At 39.2% G+C, this 15,957-nt stretch carries 14 protein-coding genes; 6 read left to right on the forward strand and 8 right to left on the reverse strand.

The window, feature by feature from the left end; all coding sequences use genetic code 11:
- Positions 1-140: 140 nt before the first annotated feature.
- Entirely contained in the window at positions 141-1,808 is a 1,668-nt protein-coding gene (locus tag VF06_RS26915; RefSeq protein ID WP_099069746.1) for an MBL fold metallo-hydrolase, read from the forward strand.
- 53 nt (positions 1,809-1,861) lie between these two features.
- Here VF06_RS26915 and VF06_RS26920 read toward each other — a convergent pair whose 3' ends face one another.
- The 8 genes from VF06_RS26920 to VF06_RS26960 form a co-directional block, all read right to left on the reverse strand.
- Positions 1,862-2,173 (reverse strand): DUF6679 family protein, encoded by a 312-nt coding sequence (locus VF06_RS26920; RefSeq protein ID WP_099069747.1) that lies wholly within the window; start codon positions 2,171-2,173, stop codon positions 1,862-1,864.
- Between the two features lie 647 nt (positions 2,174-2,820).
- Entirely contained in the window at positions 2,821-3,039 is a 219-nt protein-coding gene (locus VF06_RS26925; RefSeq protein WP_099069748.1) for a hypothetical protein, read from the reverse strand.
- 303 nt (positions 3,040-3,342) lie between these two features.
- Positions 3,343-4,131, reverse strand: a complete 789-nt coding sequence (locus VF06_RS26930; RefSeq protein ID WP_099069749.1) for a Nif3-like dinuclear metal center hexameric protein — start codon at positions 4,129-4,131, stop codon at positions 3,343-3,345.
- A 33-nt stretch (positions 4,132-4,164) separates the two neighbouring features.
- Positions 4,165-4,914 carry a hypothetical protein gene (locus tag VF06_RS26935; RefSeq protein ID WP_099069762.1) on the reverse strand — a complete coding sequence of 250 codons (750 nt, stop codon included), beginning with the start codon at positions 4,912-4,914 and terminating at the stop codon, positions 4,165-4,167.
- A 410-nt stretch (positions 4,915-5,324) separates the two neighbouring features.
- The gene (locus VF06_RS26940) at positions 5,325-5,738 is read right to left on the reverse strand and encodes a secondary thiamine-phosphate synthase enzyme YjbQ (RefSeq protein WP_099069750.1); all 414 of its coding nucleotides are present in this window, start codon (positions 5,736-5,738) and stop codon (positions 5,325-5,327) included.
- Positions 5,739-6,102: 364 nt separating this feature from the next.
- Entirely contained in the window at positions 6,103-6,600 is a 498-nt protein-coding gene (locus VF06_RS26950) for a hypothetical protein (protein ID WP_099069752.1), read from the reverse strand.
- Positions 6,601-6,608: 8 nt separating this feature from the next.
- Positions 6,609-7,691, reverse strand: coding sequence for a glycosyl transferase (locus VF06_RS26955; RefSeq protein WP_099069753.1), 1,083 nt, complete (start codon positions 7,689-7,691; stop codon positions 6,609-6,611).
- Between the two features lie 269 nt (positions 7,692-7,960).
- Positions 7,961-9,154 carry an aminotransferase class V-fold PLP-dependent enzyme gene (locus VF06_RS26960; protein ID WP_099069763.1) on the reverse strand — a complete coding sequence of 398 codons (1,194 nt, stop codon included), beginning with the start codon at positions 9,152-9,154 and terminating at the stop codon, positions 7,961-7,963.
- A gap of 135 nt (positions 9,155-9,289) precedes the next feature.
- Between VF06_RS26960 and VF06_RS26965 the strand changes: the two genes are divergently transcribed.
- The 5 genes from VF06_RS26965 (at position 9,290) to VF06_RS39585 (ending at position 15,898) form a co-directional block, all read left to right on the forward strand.
- Positions 9,290-10,750: a TM0106 family RecB-like putative nuclease gene (locus VF06_RS26965; RefSeq protein WP_099069754.1), complete on the forward strand. Its 1,461-nt coding sequence runs from the start codon at positions 9,290-9,292 to the stop codon at positions 10,748-10,750.
- A gap of 110 nt (positions 10,751-10,860) precedes the next feature.
- On the forward strand, positions 10,861-12,045 hold the full coding sequence (locus VF06_RS26970) for an esterase-like activity of phytase family protein (RefSeq protein ID WP_099069755.1): 1,185 nt from the start codon (positions 10,861-10,863) through the stop codon (positions 12,043-12,045).
- Positions 12,046-12,465: 420 nt separating this feature from the next.
- Complete coding sequence (locus VF06_RS26975; protein ID WP_244918091.1) at positions 12,466-14,085, forward strand: serine/threonine protein kinase; 1,620 nt, start codon at positions 12,466-12,468, stop codon at positions 14,083-14,085.
- A gap of 101 nt (positions 14,086-14,186) precedes the next feature.
- The gene (locus tag VF06_RS26980; RefSeq protein ID WP_099069756.1) at positions 14,187-15,713 is read left to right on the forward strand and encodes a serine/threonine protein kinase; all 1,527 of its coding nucleotides are present in this window, start codon (positions 14,187-14,189) and stop codon (positions 15,711-15,713) included.
- Between the two features lie 8 nt (positions 15,714-15,721).
- The gene (locus VF06_RS39585) at positions 15,722-15,898 is read left to right on the forward strand and encodes a hypothetical protein (protein ID WP_244918090.1); all 177 of its coding nucleotides are present in this window, start codon (positions 15,722-15,724) and stop codon (positions 15,896-15,898) included.
- The last annotated feature ends 59 nt before the right edge of the window (positions 15,899-15,957 follow it).

Consider the following 15,957-nt stretch of genomic DNA (forward strand, 5'->3'; position numbering starts at 1 on the left):
GTCCTCCCCAACTAAAAATCCGTATTCTCAGGGTGTAGGGGCGCATGATAAAACTTACCCCTAAGTCACAAAACCAAAATTTATGCAATTTTTGGGTTTTGGGATATGTCCATGACGATGAGGTTAGAGGGGAGGAGAGCATGAGGGATAATCTGTCGGCATCCTCTCGCGTAGATGCTGCGGAAGCGGGTAGTGAATTAGAATGTTTGCCCTACAGTGTTCAGCATCACGATGAGGGCGTGTGTTTATTGGTGAAGATGGGGCCACACCGCATCCTGTTGGACTGTGGTTTGGAAGATATTTCATCACTGACGAGGGGGTTGAGCAAGTCGGTACGTGGAGCCAGTCCGCCCTTACCAGCAGATTTAGTTTTAGTTAGTCACGCCCACCCAGATCACGCCAGAGGCTTGCTGGCACTGCACAATGCTTTTCCTAAGTTACCCATTTATGGCAGCGAAGTAACCAGCAAGTTACTGCCATTGAATTGGCAAGACCAAGAGCCACAGAAAATTTCCCAATTTTGTCATGCTTTGCCGTTGCGATCGCCAGTGGAATTCCAAGAGGGTCTAGTGGCGGAATTATTTCCCGCAGGGCATCTACCAGGGGCAGTGGCAATTCTCCTCACTTACACTACCCAACATCGCAGTTACAAACTACTGTATACAGGAGACTTTTTCTTATCCAACTCCCGGCTGGTGGAAGGTTTGCGCCTAGAGGAATTACGGGGTTTAGACTTGGATGTGCTGATTATTGAAGGCACTTATGGCACATCCCGCCATCCCCACCGCCGTAACCAAGAAAATCAATTAGCAGAGCGCATTAATCGAGCGATCGCTGAACGTTGTTCTGTAATTCTCCCCACTCCGGCTTTAGGGCTTGGTCAAGAACTGTTGATGCTTTTGCGCTCTCATCACCACTTCACTGGACGAGATTTAGATATTTGGGTAGATGGTGCTGTGGCCACTGGCTGCGATGCTTACTTGGAACTACTGCCCCACCTCCCTCCATCAGTACAAAACTTTGCCCGCCATCAACCTTTGTTTTGGGACGAACGGGTACGTCCGCGGGTGCGTCGTTTGTACCCAGAAGAACGTGCCACTGTCGGTAAGTCACCCTGTATTGTTCTCACTGACTCCACAGCTGATTTGCGCGAACACTGCCAGCCGAACACCGGCCCTTGGCTAATTCTTGTGCCGGAAAAAATTGATATAAAACTTAACAAAAAATATTTAGCTCCCACCACCGTCGAAAGTTACCTTCTAGCTCAGCACAGCGATGGCCCTGGTACTACGCAGCTAATTCATAATTTGCGACCACAGCATGTGATTTTTGTCCACGGTTCTCCCGCCTACTTAGCCGACCTCACAAGCTTAGAGGAGTTACAAAACCGCTATCACATACATTCTCCAGCTGCTGAAACGTTGGTGGAATTGCCCATTGGCGATACGTTCTTGCAACCGGCAGCCCCAGAGACGAATTATGAAGGCGAACTAACGGAGTTAGGAACAGTAGTTACAATCACCCTACCGGATGCCATCACAGCCGATCCTCGTTGGCAACATTTTGCCGATACTGGCTTAATCGAGGCTCGCTGGCAAGGAGAGGAACTAGTACTGAGGGGATTGTCCCAAAGAGAATTGCTCAATCAAAACAGCGATCGCTATACATGGACAGATGTAGACTGTTGTGGCAATTGCCGACACCAAAGGGGGCAGCGGTGTTGGAATCCAGCTTCCCCATTGTATAACTTTAAGGTAACTTTAGAAGGTTACTGTCCTGCTTTTGAGCGGTTAAATGATAGTCAATAGTCAATAGCCATTTGCGAATAATAAATGACCAATGACTAATGACTAATCATCCTTTATTCTGGATTGGAGTCAGTGTAACGATTGCGGATGCGTTCTGCTTCGGGACAATCCTCTGTTAGGAGAGGTTCCACATTTCCGCGTGGCACTGAAGCCAATTTTTGCGTTACAGCACCGATGCTTTCGAGGCGAACCATTTCTTCCCAAGAACAAATTTCGTCCTCTTCTTCTGTTTCATAGCGTAGGGTTACTAAATCTCCCTCTATGTCTATGATGCGGGCACGCTCAATCCAGCGTTGCTGATCCCGCAAGAAAACACATACCTCCCGCCCGTCGCAACACAGTTGATAAATCTTGCGGTGTAGCATGTACTGCTTCTGCCTTTTTAAACAACGTAGTTAAACCTGTCAAAATCTGGGTTTGACCCCATTAGATTACACCTTTAAGAGCTTAATTTCACGGTTGAGAACAGGTAAGTCTCATAACCCAATTTTAAGATTTGCTTGTAGTTGTAAGAATCTAAGATATTTTGGGTCATCAACCAATGGTTGCCTTACCAGTGAATTCAATCTCTTTCAGGCTGAATTTTAGGAAATGTTTGGTTCATAGAAGTCAAACAAGTCGGGATTTCTCCTCACAAGGTTAATATTTGCTGGTAAGTCCTTTCTACCATTATGTAATAAAAAATACTGAGAAACAAGCGTTGATTGCGGTTGTTTAATTTGCCTACTTGTAGTCATTGGCATTATTAAGAAGTCCGGGGACTTGGCTTTACTTTTATTTACCCCTGTGTATTTGATCTTAACTCATTCTCTTGCTGACCTAGACGATTTTCAAAAACAACACACAAAGAGTTTTAAGTTTTTCAGGTTTTTGCTTCAACAAGAGGTTCAGTGAAATGCGAGGATGAGGAAGATAGGGGAGATAAGAGAGATAAGGGAGACATGGGACATCAGAGTAAATTCTTCCTTTTTCTGCTCATCTCGCCATCCCTCGTCTATCTTATGTAGAAGTATCAAAAAGATTTATTCGGTAACGGTAGTTCCATTAGCACATTAGACGAGGATGCTTCTCGTTTGATTTCACCTGTGCGAACTGCATCGTATAGGGCTGCGAGGGCTGACAAATCCTCTGAGTTGTAGCATTTCGTAGCCAGCACTTGATGGAGTAAACCTTCAGATTCAACACTAAGATATCCAGTTTGGAAAGCAGATTCAACAATTGTGCGAATCATCTTGATTAGGGCAGAGTGGGCGATTTATAACATCCAGTGTGGAATATTTCTCTGGGCTGCTAGTTGATATAGAACATAAATAACATGTGATTATAATTACATGTGTTTAGTGATTTGTATCACAGCAATGACTGAAATACTAAGCTTTTGGCGCATCTGCTATGTAATGTATATGCATAGATAAATACAAACTTTTTCAGTAGCTTTGCTCTTTATCCTCAAGCAATGATTAGCGATTTAAAAATATTAAAATATAGTAAAACTTTTAGGCAAGCATCCAAAATCACAGTTAAGAACAGACAATCAAGCAAAAAACTGGCGAAAATCCTCGTCTTTTTGACTCAATTCCGCCCAGTCTAGGTTCAAAGACTGGAATTTTTGTACCAAGCGATGGCAAGCAGGACGTTCGGTGGCATAATGTCCAGCATCGATTAAAATCAGATTGGAATCGCGGCTTTCTTGAAATTGATGAAATTTGCAGTCAGAAGTTAGGTAAGCTTGGGCCCCAGTTTTGGTAACTGCTGAAATGAAACTAGCTCCCGAACCACCCAAAACCGCAACCCGTGAAATTGTTTGCTGTAAATTCGTTGTTGGTGAAAAAATTAAATTTGGGGAAGCAAGTTTTTTTTGAATATTTGTGAGTAATTCCTGTAGTGTCAGGGATGGCTCCAGCAAACCAACACGACCATATCCTAATCCGGGCTGTGTGGGTACTATGGGAGTAACTTCCTTGAGTTGTAAAATTTGAGCCAAGACATCAGCAGTACCATCCTGTACTTGGTCAAAATTTGTGTGGGCGCTGTAAATACCAATATTGTGGGTAAAGGCCAAGCGTACCATTTCTGTTATGGCCTCACCAGTGCGTAAGGACTTGGGGGGTGTAAAAATCAGAGGATGGTGGGCAAAAATGAGATTAGCATTTAAGGCGATGGCTTCCTGCATCACTGCCAGAGTTGGTGTTAAACAAACCAATACTCGTACTCTTTCTTGTAACACTCCTGGTTCAATCTGCCAGCCACAATTATCCCAGCTTTCACACCAAGCTGGATTTGCCCATGCTTCAAACCAAGTAATTAAATCAGCAATTCTCATCATTAATTTTTGAGTTAAGTTTTTGCTTGCTAATCAGTGTTTTTGTGGTTGAATATCTAATTTTAATGCTATTTGCTGACGTATTTCTTGGAAAGGTTTATTCCATACAGGTGTAGCATTCCAGTTCCACACTGCTACAGGAATTAGTTGTTTCTGAGCTAGATAAGTTAACAAACGGTATTCATCTTCTGGTTCGCGAGAAAAGGAAAATGGATTGCGGTAGCCTGTATCACACAGTTTATAACAAATAACTTGACCGTGGCTAATGCGTTGTATCAATTCCTTTCCTTTAGTAAGTAAATAATCAAAAAAAACTAAGCTAAAAGGCTCTATATTTGCACGATTTTTGGGGTCTTTTTGTACCCATCTTGCCCAATCAAATCCATATATAAAGTCGTGGACATAGCGAAAGCGAATTTCTGTGTTAATCCCGAACATCTCTGTTAGGGAAACCATCTTTTCACCAAAAGTCTTTAAAAAAGATACAGCACCTTCATCCGCGACTAAAGCTTGTCTGAGCATACTGCTGACCAGAAAATCAAAATCCCAGAATATGTTTTCTGGAAAATTTTGCAACTGGCTATCAACTATAGATTCCAAAGTTTCCTGAAGAGTTGTAATGATTTGGATGTCGGTGGTTTCTTCAGCAACCATGTTCCCCATTTCTGCAAAACTGGTAATTATTTTTTTTTGGGGATTAAGTGACAAAAGATTAACCGATTGCTGGGCAAGTATTTCATCGAGCGATTGGAAAGTATGAGTCGGTGTTAGTTCTTGCTTCATAGTAATTGAAATAGTCCGCCCAGCTGACATTAAGTGTTACTTTATCTTGAAATAAAGCAATTATTAAAAAAAGATAAACAAACTTAATTTTTCATTTACAAACTGATACATAAAAATTTACTAGTAGTTCACCAAGTCAACTTAACTCTTTAAAGGGGAAAGGGGAAAGGGAAAAGGTTTTAAATTTTTAAATCCCTTACCCTTTTCCCCTTTCCCTTTCCCCAGCCCTCACCCAGCAAAGTTGCCTTGATAGACTACTAGTATGTATATGGTTTATTACTTCTGAAAATTTTTCGCCAAAAAGGCGTTGCAGCAAGCTTTACAACATTCTATCCAAAAGCTAGGCAGTCACAACAGAGTATTTAAACTCGATCGAGCTACTCCTGAAATAAATTCAATTTGAGAAATTGCTATCCAGAAATGTGGACAACTAATTCCCTTGAATGACTGCGCTGGCGGTGTTCCCAAATATAAATTCCCTGCCAAGTTCCCAGCACCAGATGACCGCTATTAATGGGGATATGTTCAGAAGTGTGGGTGAGGGCTGTACGGATGTGTGCTGGCATATCGTCAGCGCCTTCTGCATCGTGGATATATTTAGCTGATTCCGGCACTAGTTTTGCCATAAAATTAGCTAAATCTACAAGAACATCAGGATCGGCGTTTTCTTGGATAACTAAGCTAGCTGAAGTGTGGCGTAAAAATAAAGTACAAAGACCAGTTTCAACACCAGACTCTGCAACGATCGCTTCTATTTTATTAGTGATATTGTAAAAAGATTTGCCAGTGGTGGTAATTCTTAGTAATTTTTGGTAGTGACTCATTTGAAACAATAGTATTAGTGACAGTAAGGGAACTTCAACAAATAAATTATTCCACTTTAGGTGGTTGATTGTTGACTGTTAACTGTTAACAGTCTTCTATAGAATATTTTTTACTGGGAAGTCCTTAAAAGTTAATTATTAGTTCAATCTGCTTGATTTGGTTGTTGTTTAGTTTCAGCTTGATCGTTTAATTGAGTATGCCTTACTCTAAGGATTCTTAAAACTGCATTGACAGATTTTTTTAAGGCATCCGGGATGATAGGTGTACTAGGTAAATTGTGAGATAAAGGTGTAATGTTAGTTAGATCTGGCTCTGGCAGGTGTAAACTTTTTTTAGAGGACATTGTATCATTATGGTTGGTATTCATAGTTTTTGGAGTTCAGGAATGAAATAAACTATTACCTGATGTAACAAGCCAACAATAGCTATGCCAGCAGTTACAAAAGTAGCATAAGTCAAGGATTGGGAAATATCCTCTACTTGCTTCTGATTTTTATTATAAGTCTCTCTCAAGTTAGCTAACATCTGTAAATGATATTCTTGAGGTGAAAACTCCAAATATCTATTTTGAAAATCTTCAGTTTCTAAGTTGGGACTGACAAAAAATCTACGTGGTAATAAAGCCCAGATTAGCAGCAGAAAGTTAAAAAGCAGTAATAATGTTTCTACTACACTGAAAAAGCTATATTTGGTAATTAGTCTAGATATTGTGAGAAAACTTAATAATGCTGTGTTAGTGACAAACAAGATGTTCATCTGAGTGATTAAAACTTGGCGTTCTTCCTTTTGTCTTTCTAGCACTCGACGTACATCTTGGGCGGCTAATTCTAAAGTTTCTTTGTCTATTGTTGAACTTTCCATTATTGATTTTAATTTGATTGGAAATAATTAATTACAGCCTGAGCGATCGCTTCATTACCATCCTTAGCAATTGGTTGCAATTGCTTTGGTGCTTGGGCTAACTCACGCAGAAAATCCCAAGTTCCTTGAAAAAACTCAGCAGGGGTAATAATTTGATGTTGGTTGTAATTACTTATGCCTTCTATGAGATAACTTGCTTCAGCAAAGTCTTCACGAATCAGAGTAACAATTGGTACTTGTAATTTTGTGGCTTCAGCAAAAGTACCGTAACCAGGTTTGGAAAACACTCGCCCACAAATGGGCATAAAATCTACAGGGCGGTATTTACGATCGTGAATTTTGACTAAATTTGGTAAATCAGGGGCCGATTGGTCGAAAACAATGAATTGCCAATCTGAAAATTGTTGCAAATTATGATAGGGAATTTGCTGTAAACCCAAGCCACCAAAAGTCAATAAAATGGTTTTTTCAACTGGTGTATTTATTCCCCAAATAGAGCGTAAATCATCCAGAGAATAACGGGGAGAACCGCCTGTTAAGCCAACATCTGTGATATTATTAAAGGCTTGCATTTTTTCGTGGAAAGGAAGACGAAACAAGCGATCGCACTTTGAATACCAATCACTAATCCAGTCTGCAATTGCTAAAAATTCACCTCCCCAATCTCGATAAATCAAGTCCCAACCAAAGTTACTAATCATCCAGCAGGGAATGTTTGCAGCATTCGCAAATCCAGAAGCAAGAAAGGGAATATCTGCCAATATGAGATTGACGCGATTTTGACGGATAAAATTGACTTCTGAGGCAATTAACGAATTTTGATGCTTTTTAATATCCAGCAACTTTTCTAAAGTCGCTGCTTTATCCATTGTCAAACTATCAGCTTGCACCACACCCAAATCGAATGCACGGGGACGATAAATAAAATCGCCTTCGATGTAGCACTCTAACAACCAACGCGGCGCAGTGGTCACCATAATTAATAGTACTTCTGGACACAACTTTTGAATTGTCGCAGCGACAGAAGCCATGCGGGTAGCATGACCAAATCCGTGGTTAGTGATGGCTAAATATAAAATTGGGCGTTCCATTTTTCAGTTAGGAGTTAGGAGTTAGGAGGCGGGAGTTGAGAGTTGGGAGTTGAGAGTTGGGAGGTGGGAGGTGGGAGTTGAGAGTTGGGAGTTGGGAGTTGGGAGTTGGGAGTTGGGAGGCGGGAGTTGAGAGGTGGGAGGTGGGAGTTGAGAGTTGGGAGTTAATAATTGGAAGTTACAAATTAATAATTCTTAATTCTTCACTTTTAATTCCTAACTCTTAACTCCTCACTCCTAATTCCTCACTCCTCACTCCTCACTCTCAACTTTTAATTACTTTTACAAAAAATTTGAATTGCTTCAATTAATTGGTCGATTTCTGATTCTAAAGTAAAGTAATGGACGGTGACACGAATACAACTAGGGTCGGCAATTGTGCGAGTTAATATTTTTTGTGAGTCTAAAAATTGCACTAAATTGAGATGAGGTTGGTGCTGATTATTTGTCAAATGAAAAGAGACTATACCGCTTTCGGGTGGAGAAGTTCGCAGACATTTCACATCTGTTAACGCTGTTAACTTGCGCCAGAGGTACTCACTGTTGTGACAAATTTGTTGGTAACGTTCCTGTGAAGTTCCCCATTGCTGATGAATAGCGATCGCTTTTTGTAAACCCACATACAAAGGATAAGCTACTGTAGAGACTTCATATCGTCGCCCATCTGGGAGCCAATCCACAGGCTGAGATTGACTATCGACAACAATGCCATTCAAGCCAATAAATGTAGGTTTGAGGCTTTCTCGCGCTTCTGGCCGCACATACAAACCCCCTGCACCAGCAGGGCCACATAACCATTTGTGACCAGTAAAAGCATAAAAATCTACTCCCAATTCAGTCAAATTTAAAGGCAACAAACCAGCAGATTGGGCTGCATCTATTAAGAGTGCAGAATGATTATTTCTGCATACTTCACTAATTTTATCCAGAGGTAAAACCTGACCTGTATTCCAAAAAACATGACTCAATATTACTAAGCGGGTATTAGGACGTAAGTGCTGGATAATGACTTTTACGGGGTCGCCTTCATTTAAAGTCGCCTTGAGAGGACAGGTTGTAACTTCTACAGAAAATCGCCTGCTGATTTCTTGAGCTGTGGCAATTACGCCTGGGTGTTCGCAATCTGAGATTAGTATATGGTCGCCGGGTAGCCATTCTATACCCCACATGGCAATATTACAGCCAACGGTGACATTCTGAGTTAGGGTTATTGTATCAGTGGGGATCTGGAACTCGGAAGCGATCGCAACTCTGGCAGCTTGCACTTGCGGTCTGAGCCAGCGATATACCTCATTACCAAAAGGGCCTATATCCTGAATATGAGCTTGGGTTTGAGCCATCGCATCCATCGCCCCAAGAGGCATTGGCCCTTGTCCTCCATAATTAAAATAAGTCTTATTTGCTAAAGCGGGAAATTGCTCTCGATGATGATGCAATCTGGTTTGTGCAACAGAACTAGTGGCCATATTAATTTTGGATTTTGGATTAGTCATTAGTCATTTGTTAACAGCCAACAGTCAACCGTCAACCGTCAACTCCCATTTCATTATTAATTGTCTGAGTTACCCCCAGAGATTGCTAATTGTTGTTAACTTAAAGAAATGCTGATTAATGCTGAACTCCTACTGCAATACCAACGCTGTAAACGCCGATCTTTTTTAGATATCCACGGTGACAAAGGTCTGCGTGATGCCCCCAATGAACTGCTGGGAAAACTACAACAGGACAAAATTGCTCATCAACTGACTAATTTGGCACAGTTGACTTACCAGCGGCCTAATTATCCATCTGGAAATTGGAAAACGGGAGAAAAGGCAACTTTAGAACTAATGCAAAGAGGAGTTGAGTACATCCACAAAGGAGTGTTGTCAGCAACTTATTCTGAAGCATACACCTTACTCAGTCGTCCAGATTTACTCGTGAAACAGCCAGGACAATCCCATTTTGGAGATTGGATGTATGTGCCAGCTAATATTGAACTCGGTAAGCGTCCCAAACAAGAATATCAAGTTGTGGCTGCGTTTCATGCCCAAGTTTTGGCAACAGTCCAAGGAGTTATACCCGACACAGCTTGGTTGATTTTACGAACTAAAAACACGAATTATACAGTGGATTTGTTTAAATGGACGCCACAAATGCAGCAAATTCTGGAAGAATTTACTCAAATTTTAGAGTTACCAAATCCGCCAGAAGTATTTATTTCTCGACAGAAGTGTAATCTTTGCCATTGGTATAGTCAATGTTATGCCGTGGCTCAAACTCAGCAACATCTATCACTGTTACCAGGTGTAACACCCATTCGCTACACTCAACTCCAAACCTTAGATATAACTACACTAGAATCTCTCGCTAACACCAGTCCAGCTATTCTGGAAAACTTAGTTGGTTTTGACAGCCAAGTCGCGGGAAAGTTGGTAGTGCAAGCTCAATCTGTACTCCAAAAACGACCACTAATTCTACCGTATCCGCTACCAAAGGAAAATATTACATTCACAGCGCCCATAGAACTTTACTTTGATATTGAGGCACAACCAGACTTAGATTTAAATTATCTTTTGGGTGTTTTGGTAGTAGATAGAGTTGCGAATACAGAAAAATTTTATTCTTTTTTAGCAGATAAACCAGAAGACGAAGAATTAGTTTGGCAGCAATTTTTAAATTTGGTTTGGCAATATCCCCAAGCACCAATTTATCATTTTTGTACCTATGAATTTGATACAGTGCAACGACTGGCCAAACTTTATAAGACTCCCTACTCCTCCGTGCGCCCTGTACTGAATCGATTTATCGATGTATACGAACAATTAACTCAAAGTGTAGCATTACCTGTAGAAAGCTATGCCCTAAAAGCCATTGCTCGTTGGTTAGGATTTGAATGGCGTAATCCAGAAGCCAGCGGTGCTAAGTGTATTTACTGGTATGACCAATGGCTAGAAACAGGCGATCGCACTTTATTAGAAGGTATCCAAAGCTACAATGAAGATGATTGTCGTGCCACCCGCATAGTTAAAGACTGGCTGGTGAAATTTTTCAGAGATGAATATGTTTGGCAACTTGCTTAATTAGGACTCACGCAATGCCGATATTGACAAAATTTGTCTGTGGCTGATACCACTGGACGTAATTTAGGATTGAATTACCCAGTTGTTTTATAGTTTAGTAATGGCTTTCCATGCGGTCAATTAAAAAAATCTTTGCGTTTCCACGAGTTATTTACTTTTTCATCCCGATTCTAATTATCAGCTTCTTGTTCGCCAACTTATCATCAACAGCTAGTGAAATCAGCAGCATCAAATTTATCGGAGAAGTGACTTTACCGAAAAATTTAATTTTCCAAAAAACCGAAGTTGGAGGTTTGTCTGGAATTACCTATGATGCCAAGAAAAATCTTTATTATGCTATTTCTGACGACCGAGGACAAAAAGCGAATACCCGTTTCTACACTTTGAAAATAGATTTAAGCAAGGGTTCCTTACAAAAAAATGGAGTTACTGTTGTTAATGTTACCACTTTATTAAATGAAAATGGTGAAAAGTTTCCTGCTGGTGAAACTGATACAGAAGGCATTGCTTTAACTAATAAAGATACTGTATTTATTTCTTCTGAAGGTGATGTTCGTAAATTCATTAATCCCTTTATTAAAGAATTTTCGCTATCTTCTGGTAAAGAAATTACAACACTTCCCATACCAAATAAATTTTTGCCAGATAAAAAAGGTCAACAAGGTATCCGCAATAATTTGGCTTTTGAAAGCCTGACCATTACACCTGATAAAAAATATCTATTTACAGCTACGGAAAACGCTTTAATTCAAGATGGTTCAGCAGCTCAACCTAAAATCGGTACTCCTTGTCGAATTTTGCAATATAACTTGCTTAGTAACCAGCCAGAAAAAGAATTTCTCTATCCAACTGAAGCAGTAGCACCGTTTTTAAATTTCACAGGTAAATTTGCTAGTGGATTACCTGATATTTTTGCTCTCGACAACCAAGGAAATTTTTTAAGTTTAGAACGGTCTTTTACAGGTTTAGGATTTGCTGTTTCTTTATTTCAAGTTTCTTTACAAGGTGCTGATGATATTCATAATATCGATAGCCTTTTAGCTGTTAACTCAAAAAATATTAAACCTGTGCAGAAAAAACTGTTGTTAGATTTAAGAACTCTAGATGTAGTCTTAGACAACATTGAAGGTTTAACTTTTGGCCCCAAATTACCTGATGGACAGCGCTCATTAATTCTCATCAGCGACAACAATTTTAACTCTCTACAACGCACTCAAATCCTAGCTTTTAAAGTCAAAATTGAAACACCGCTCATCAGATTATTGCGCCGCATCCTACCGAATTTCAATCGTTAACTGTATATTTCAGCAATCATTCTTACTGGTATGGTAGTTTTAAGTAATTAGTTAAAAATTATACTATTGTAAATGGCGATCGCCACAGATATAGATTGTGTTGAAGGACATAGAAGCCAAAGGCAGTTTTCCTGCGAGCTTTACTGTGTATTCACGGAATATAGCGGCTAAATTAGCTCAATTTAACCGTACTTTCAGTGGAATTTCTCAACCGTATTCCTTAATAAATATGTTACATAATGTATAAGAACTTTTGCAGAGAGGCGATGAATATTTAAGAAAAGAAATTTTTCTTAGAGTATTTTTAAACTATTATCGCCAAATTACTCTCAAAACTCTGATTTATTTAAGAATAAAAATTAATAATTGACTAAACTTATTCAATTATTTTGCCAACAATATTTTTCATAATTGATTTTTATGACACAAAACAAAATTGAGAATATGGTAGGGCAAAAAGTAGAATTAGATAATTACATCGGACAATTATTAAATAATCGGTATTTAATCAGAGATTTGATTGGTAAAGGAGGGATGGGTAGGGTTTACTTAGCAGAAGATACTGCTAAAGGTGGAATGGCGATCGCCATCAAAATTCTATCACTGAGTTTATCCAACCAGCACATGTCTCAAAGGTTTGCCAGAGAAATTTTTATTGGCGCTCAATTGGGTCGTAAAAGTAAACATATTGTTCGGATTTTAAGTTACGGTGTCACCGAGGATAAAATTCCTTTTTATGTAATGGAATACCTCCAAGGTAAAAATCTCAAACAAATTCTGAAAGTTCATCCTTTAACAATATCGCAGTTTTTAGAGATTTCTACGCAAATTTGTTTGGGTTTACAATGTGCCCACCAAGGTATTAGCCTTAAAGGAGAAATTTATCCCATTGTTCACAGAGATATCAAACCAGAAAATATATTTCTCACCCAAGATGTTAAACACGGAGAAATTGTCAAAATCCTTGATTTTGGGATAGCCAAGTTTTTAACAGAACGGAGTGGTATGACTCTGACAGATTCTTTTATCGGCAGTTTGCCTTATTGTTCTCCAGAACATATGGAAGGACGCAAACTGTTAGATATCCGCTCTGATATTTATAGTTTGGGAGTATTAATGTTTGAAATGTTGACAGGTAAACATCCATTTCAGACAAAAAGTAACTCCTTTGGTAGTTGGTATCAAGCACATCGTTTTCAAATACCGCCTACACTTGAAGAAGTAAATCCCCAAGTAAAAATACCACAGGGACTACAAAAAATCTTAATGAATTGTTTAGCAAAAGAAGTCAGCGAACGTCCCTCAAATATTAATCAAATTTTAGATGAATTAGCAAAGGTAAATAGCCTGTTAGAGGATGCTAGTTATAGTACTAAAAATAATGTCGAAATTCCATCAGATATGCAATTAGTCCCGGCAACATTTTTATCAGAAAAAGAATGTTTGCAGAAAAATTGGCCTAAAAATAAACCAGTGGCCCCAATTGGTTTTCCGCACTTATTACATACTCCTCCCAGACCTATCCCAACCTTTTGGGCGATGTTGCCAAAACAAGAAATTGTCAAATTTTTGAATAAAGTACATGGTACAGAATTTCTCACTAAAATGAATGTATACCCAATGTTATTATGGGTAACAGTACTGTACGATAACCAACCATCTCTTACTAAATGGCTACCTTATTTTTTAGACTTGAAAGATAACAAAGGTCAGAATATAGCACGAAGTTTAGCAGAAGTAGGTTATTATCATCTACTATTTTTCCCCTTAGAAGATCCCAATCGTTGCTCTCATGTCATAACTTTAAGTCTCACAGCTAACCAACGTCAGCAAATTATAGATTCGTTAAACATGAATCAACAATTAAATGAATCAATTTTACCTCAAGAAGCCAAAAATCTTTTAAAGATAGAATATGAAAAATTAAAATTAGATATTGTCCGCAAGTTAATTGCAGAACAAAAAATTGAAAAAGAAAATTTTAAAAATAGATTAGCTAAATTTTGGGAGATGCTGTTTAAATTTTTATCTCTTCGTTAAAATATCATTATCAAAATCAAGAAACTTTTTACCATTAGCTAACAATATTTCTCTTTTGATATTACGAACTTTAAATAGACTAAGGAGCAGAGGTTATTCAAGTGAATCAAAGCCCATTTGCATCTACAAGTAGTAAGGGCTTGCTTGCCAATCGTTATCAACTCAAGCAATTAATTGGCAGCGGTGGCATGGGAGAAGTTTTTTTAGCCAATGATATTTTGTTAGGGGGAACACCAGTTGCCATCAAGTTTTTGACTCAAACTGTTGTTGATAGCAAAATGCAACAAGACTTTGCTCGCGAAGCTTTAATGAGTGCAGCTTTGAGTCAAAAAAGCGTACATATTGTGCGGGCGTATGATTATGGTGTGAGTGAAAAAGGAAAACCATACTATGTCATGGAATATTTACTTGGGAAGAGTTTAAAAGAGTTAATTCCGCTCTCCCTGTCGATGTTTTTAACAATCTCCCGACAAATTTGTTTGGGTTTACAATGTGCCCATCAAGGCATTAATATCGATGGTAAAATTTGCCCATTAGTTCATAGAGATATCAAACCAGCAAATATATTAGTGATTCCCGATCCAATATTGGGTCATTTAGTTAAAATTTTAGACTTTGGTATAGCTAAATGTTTAAATTATGCATCAACCGCTAGTACAAGTACAGGTTTTAATGGAACTTTGCCCTATTGTTCTCCAGAACAACTAGATGGGGAAAAATTAGATGGTCGTTCTGATATTTATAGCCTGGGTGTCATGATGTTTGAGATGCTCACAGGCAAAAAACCTTGGGAACCAGAAACTGATTTTTTTGGTGCTTGGTATAAAGCACATCACTTTGAACAACCAAAAGCGATCGCAGATGTAAAACCCAATTTAAAATTACCGCAAAAACTCAATAATTTAATCATGGCTTGTCTGGCTAAAAAAGCAAGCGATCGCCCACAAAATATTGCTCAAGTTTTACAAATTCTCAACAGCTTAGAACCATCTAATTGTCCTACTTTACCTACAACTTTAGCCTCTAGATCCATCCTCAGCCGTCCCTTAGATTCTGGCTTAACAATTTCATTAGAACAAACCTGTCGGCAACTTTCCTGGCCTGAGAACAAACCAATTCAAGAAATTGTTTTTCCCCAGCTTGTAAACACCGGACAAAAATCTGTAGCAGCATTATGGTTAATGTTGCCTCAACAACAAATCAAAAGCTATGCCCTTTCTGGGCGATACAATCAATTTATTTTCATAACATCTCCCCACCCAATGTTGTTATGGGTGACTTTACTTTATCATCGGCAACTAGCTCCTAAATGGCTACCCTGCTACCTAGATATGCAAAATCCCCAAAATCGTAAATTGCTGAGTTCCCTAGCTGAAAATGAGCGCTACCCGTTGATTTTCTTTTCTTTGGAATCACCACATTCCTGCGCTCATATCCTCAGCAGTCGCATCGATTTAACTCAATGCCAAATGTTAAAAAATTGGGTGGAACAGAGTCAGAGTTTACCATCCACCTCTCAACCCCACTTGAGTAAACAGCTATTAAAGAAACAGTATAAAAAAATGCAATTGAAGATATTGCAGCAGCTAGAATCAAAGCCTCAAGTTGTGTTATCAGGGTCTATTTAGACTGGGGGATGGGGGGATGGGGAGATGGGGAGATAGGGGAGATGGGGGGATGGGGAGATGGGGAGAATAATAACTCACCAGTCATCAGTCAACACCCCCAATGCCCAATGCCCCCTGCCCAATGCCCAATGCCCAATAACTACAAAAAATTTCCAATTTTCAACTCAAAAATACTTGACAAATAGAAAAAAAATAGCGACAATAGGAAAGTTGCAAATCAAGGGACTGTAGTTCAATTGGTTAG

This window comes from Nostoc linckia z4, from assembly GCF_002608075.1.
Taxonomy (GTDB): Bacteria; Cyanobacteriota; Cyanobacteriia; order Cyanobacteriales; family Nostocaceae; genus Nostoc; species Nostoc linckia.

Bases quoted from the DNA above. Each gene is read 5' to 3' on its own strand.
- VF06_RS26915 (WP_099069746.1), top strand. From the start codon at position 141: ATGAGGGATAATCTGTCGGCATCCTCTCGCGTAGATGCTGCGGAAGCG.
- VF06_RS26920 (WP_099069747.1), bottom strand. From the start codon at position 2,173: ATGCTACACCGCAAGATTTATCAACTGTGTTGCGACGGGCGGGAGGTA.
- VF06_RS26925 (WP_099069748.1), bottom strand. From the start codon at position 3,039: ATGATTCGCACAATTGTTGAATCTGCTTTCCAAACTGGATATCTTAGT.
- VF06_RS26930 (WP_099069749.1), bottom strand. From the start codon at position 4,131: ATGAGAATTGCTGATTTAATTACTTGGTTTGAAGCATGGGCAAATCCA.
- VF06_RS26935 (WP_099069762.1), bottom strand. From the start codon at position 4,914: ATGAAGCAAGAACTAACACCGACTCATACTTTCCAATCGCTCGATGAA.
- VF06_RS26940 (WP_099069750.1), bottom strand. From the start codon at position 5,738: ATGAGTCACTACCAAAAATTACTAAGAATTACCACCACTGGCAAATCT.
- VF06_RS26950 (WP_099069752.1), bottom strand. From the start codon at position 6,600: ATGGAAAGTTCAACAATAGACAAAGAAACTTTAGAATTAGCCGCCCAA.
- VF06_RS26955 (WP_099069753.1), bottom strand. From the start codon at position 7,691: ATGGAACGCCCAATTTTATATTTAGCCATCACTAACCACGGATTTGGT.
- VF06_RS26960 (WP_099069763.1), bottom strand. From the start codon at position 9,154: ATGGCCACTAGTTCTGTTGCACAAACCAGATTGCATCATCATCGAGAG.
- VF06_RS26965 (WP_099069754.1), top strand. From the start codon at position 9,290: ATGCTGATTAATGCTGAACTCCTACTGCAATACCAACGCTGTAAACGC.
- VF06_RS26970 (WP_099069755.1), top strand. From the start codon at position 10,861: ATGCGGTCAATTAAAAAAATCTTTGCGTTTCCACGAGTTATTTACTTT.
- VF06_RS26975 (WP_244918091.1), top strand. From the start codon at position 12,466: ATGACACAAAACAAAATTGAGAATATGGTAGGGCAAAAAGTAGAATTA.
- VF06_RS39585 (WP_244918090.1), top strand. From the start codon at position 15,722: ATGGGGGGATGGGGAGATGGGGAGATAGGGGAGATGGGGGGATGGGGA.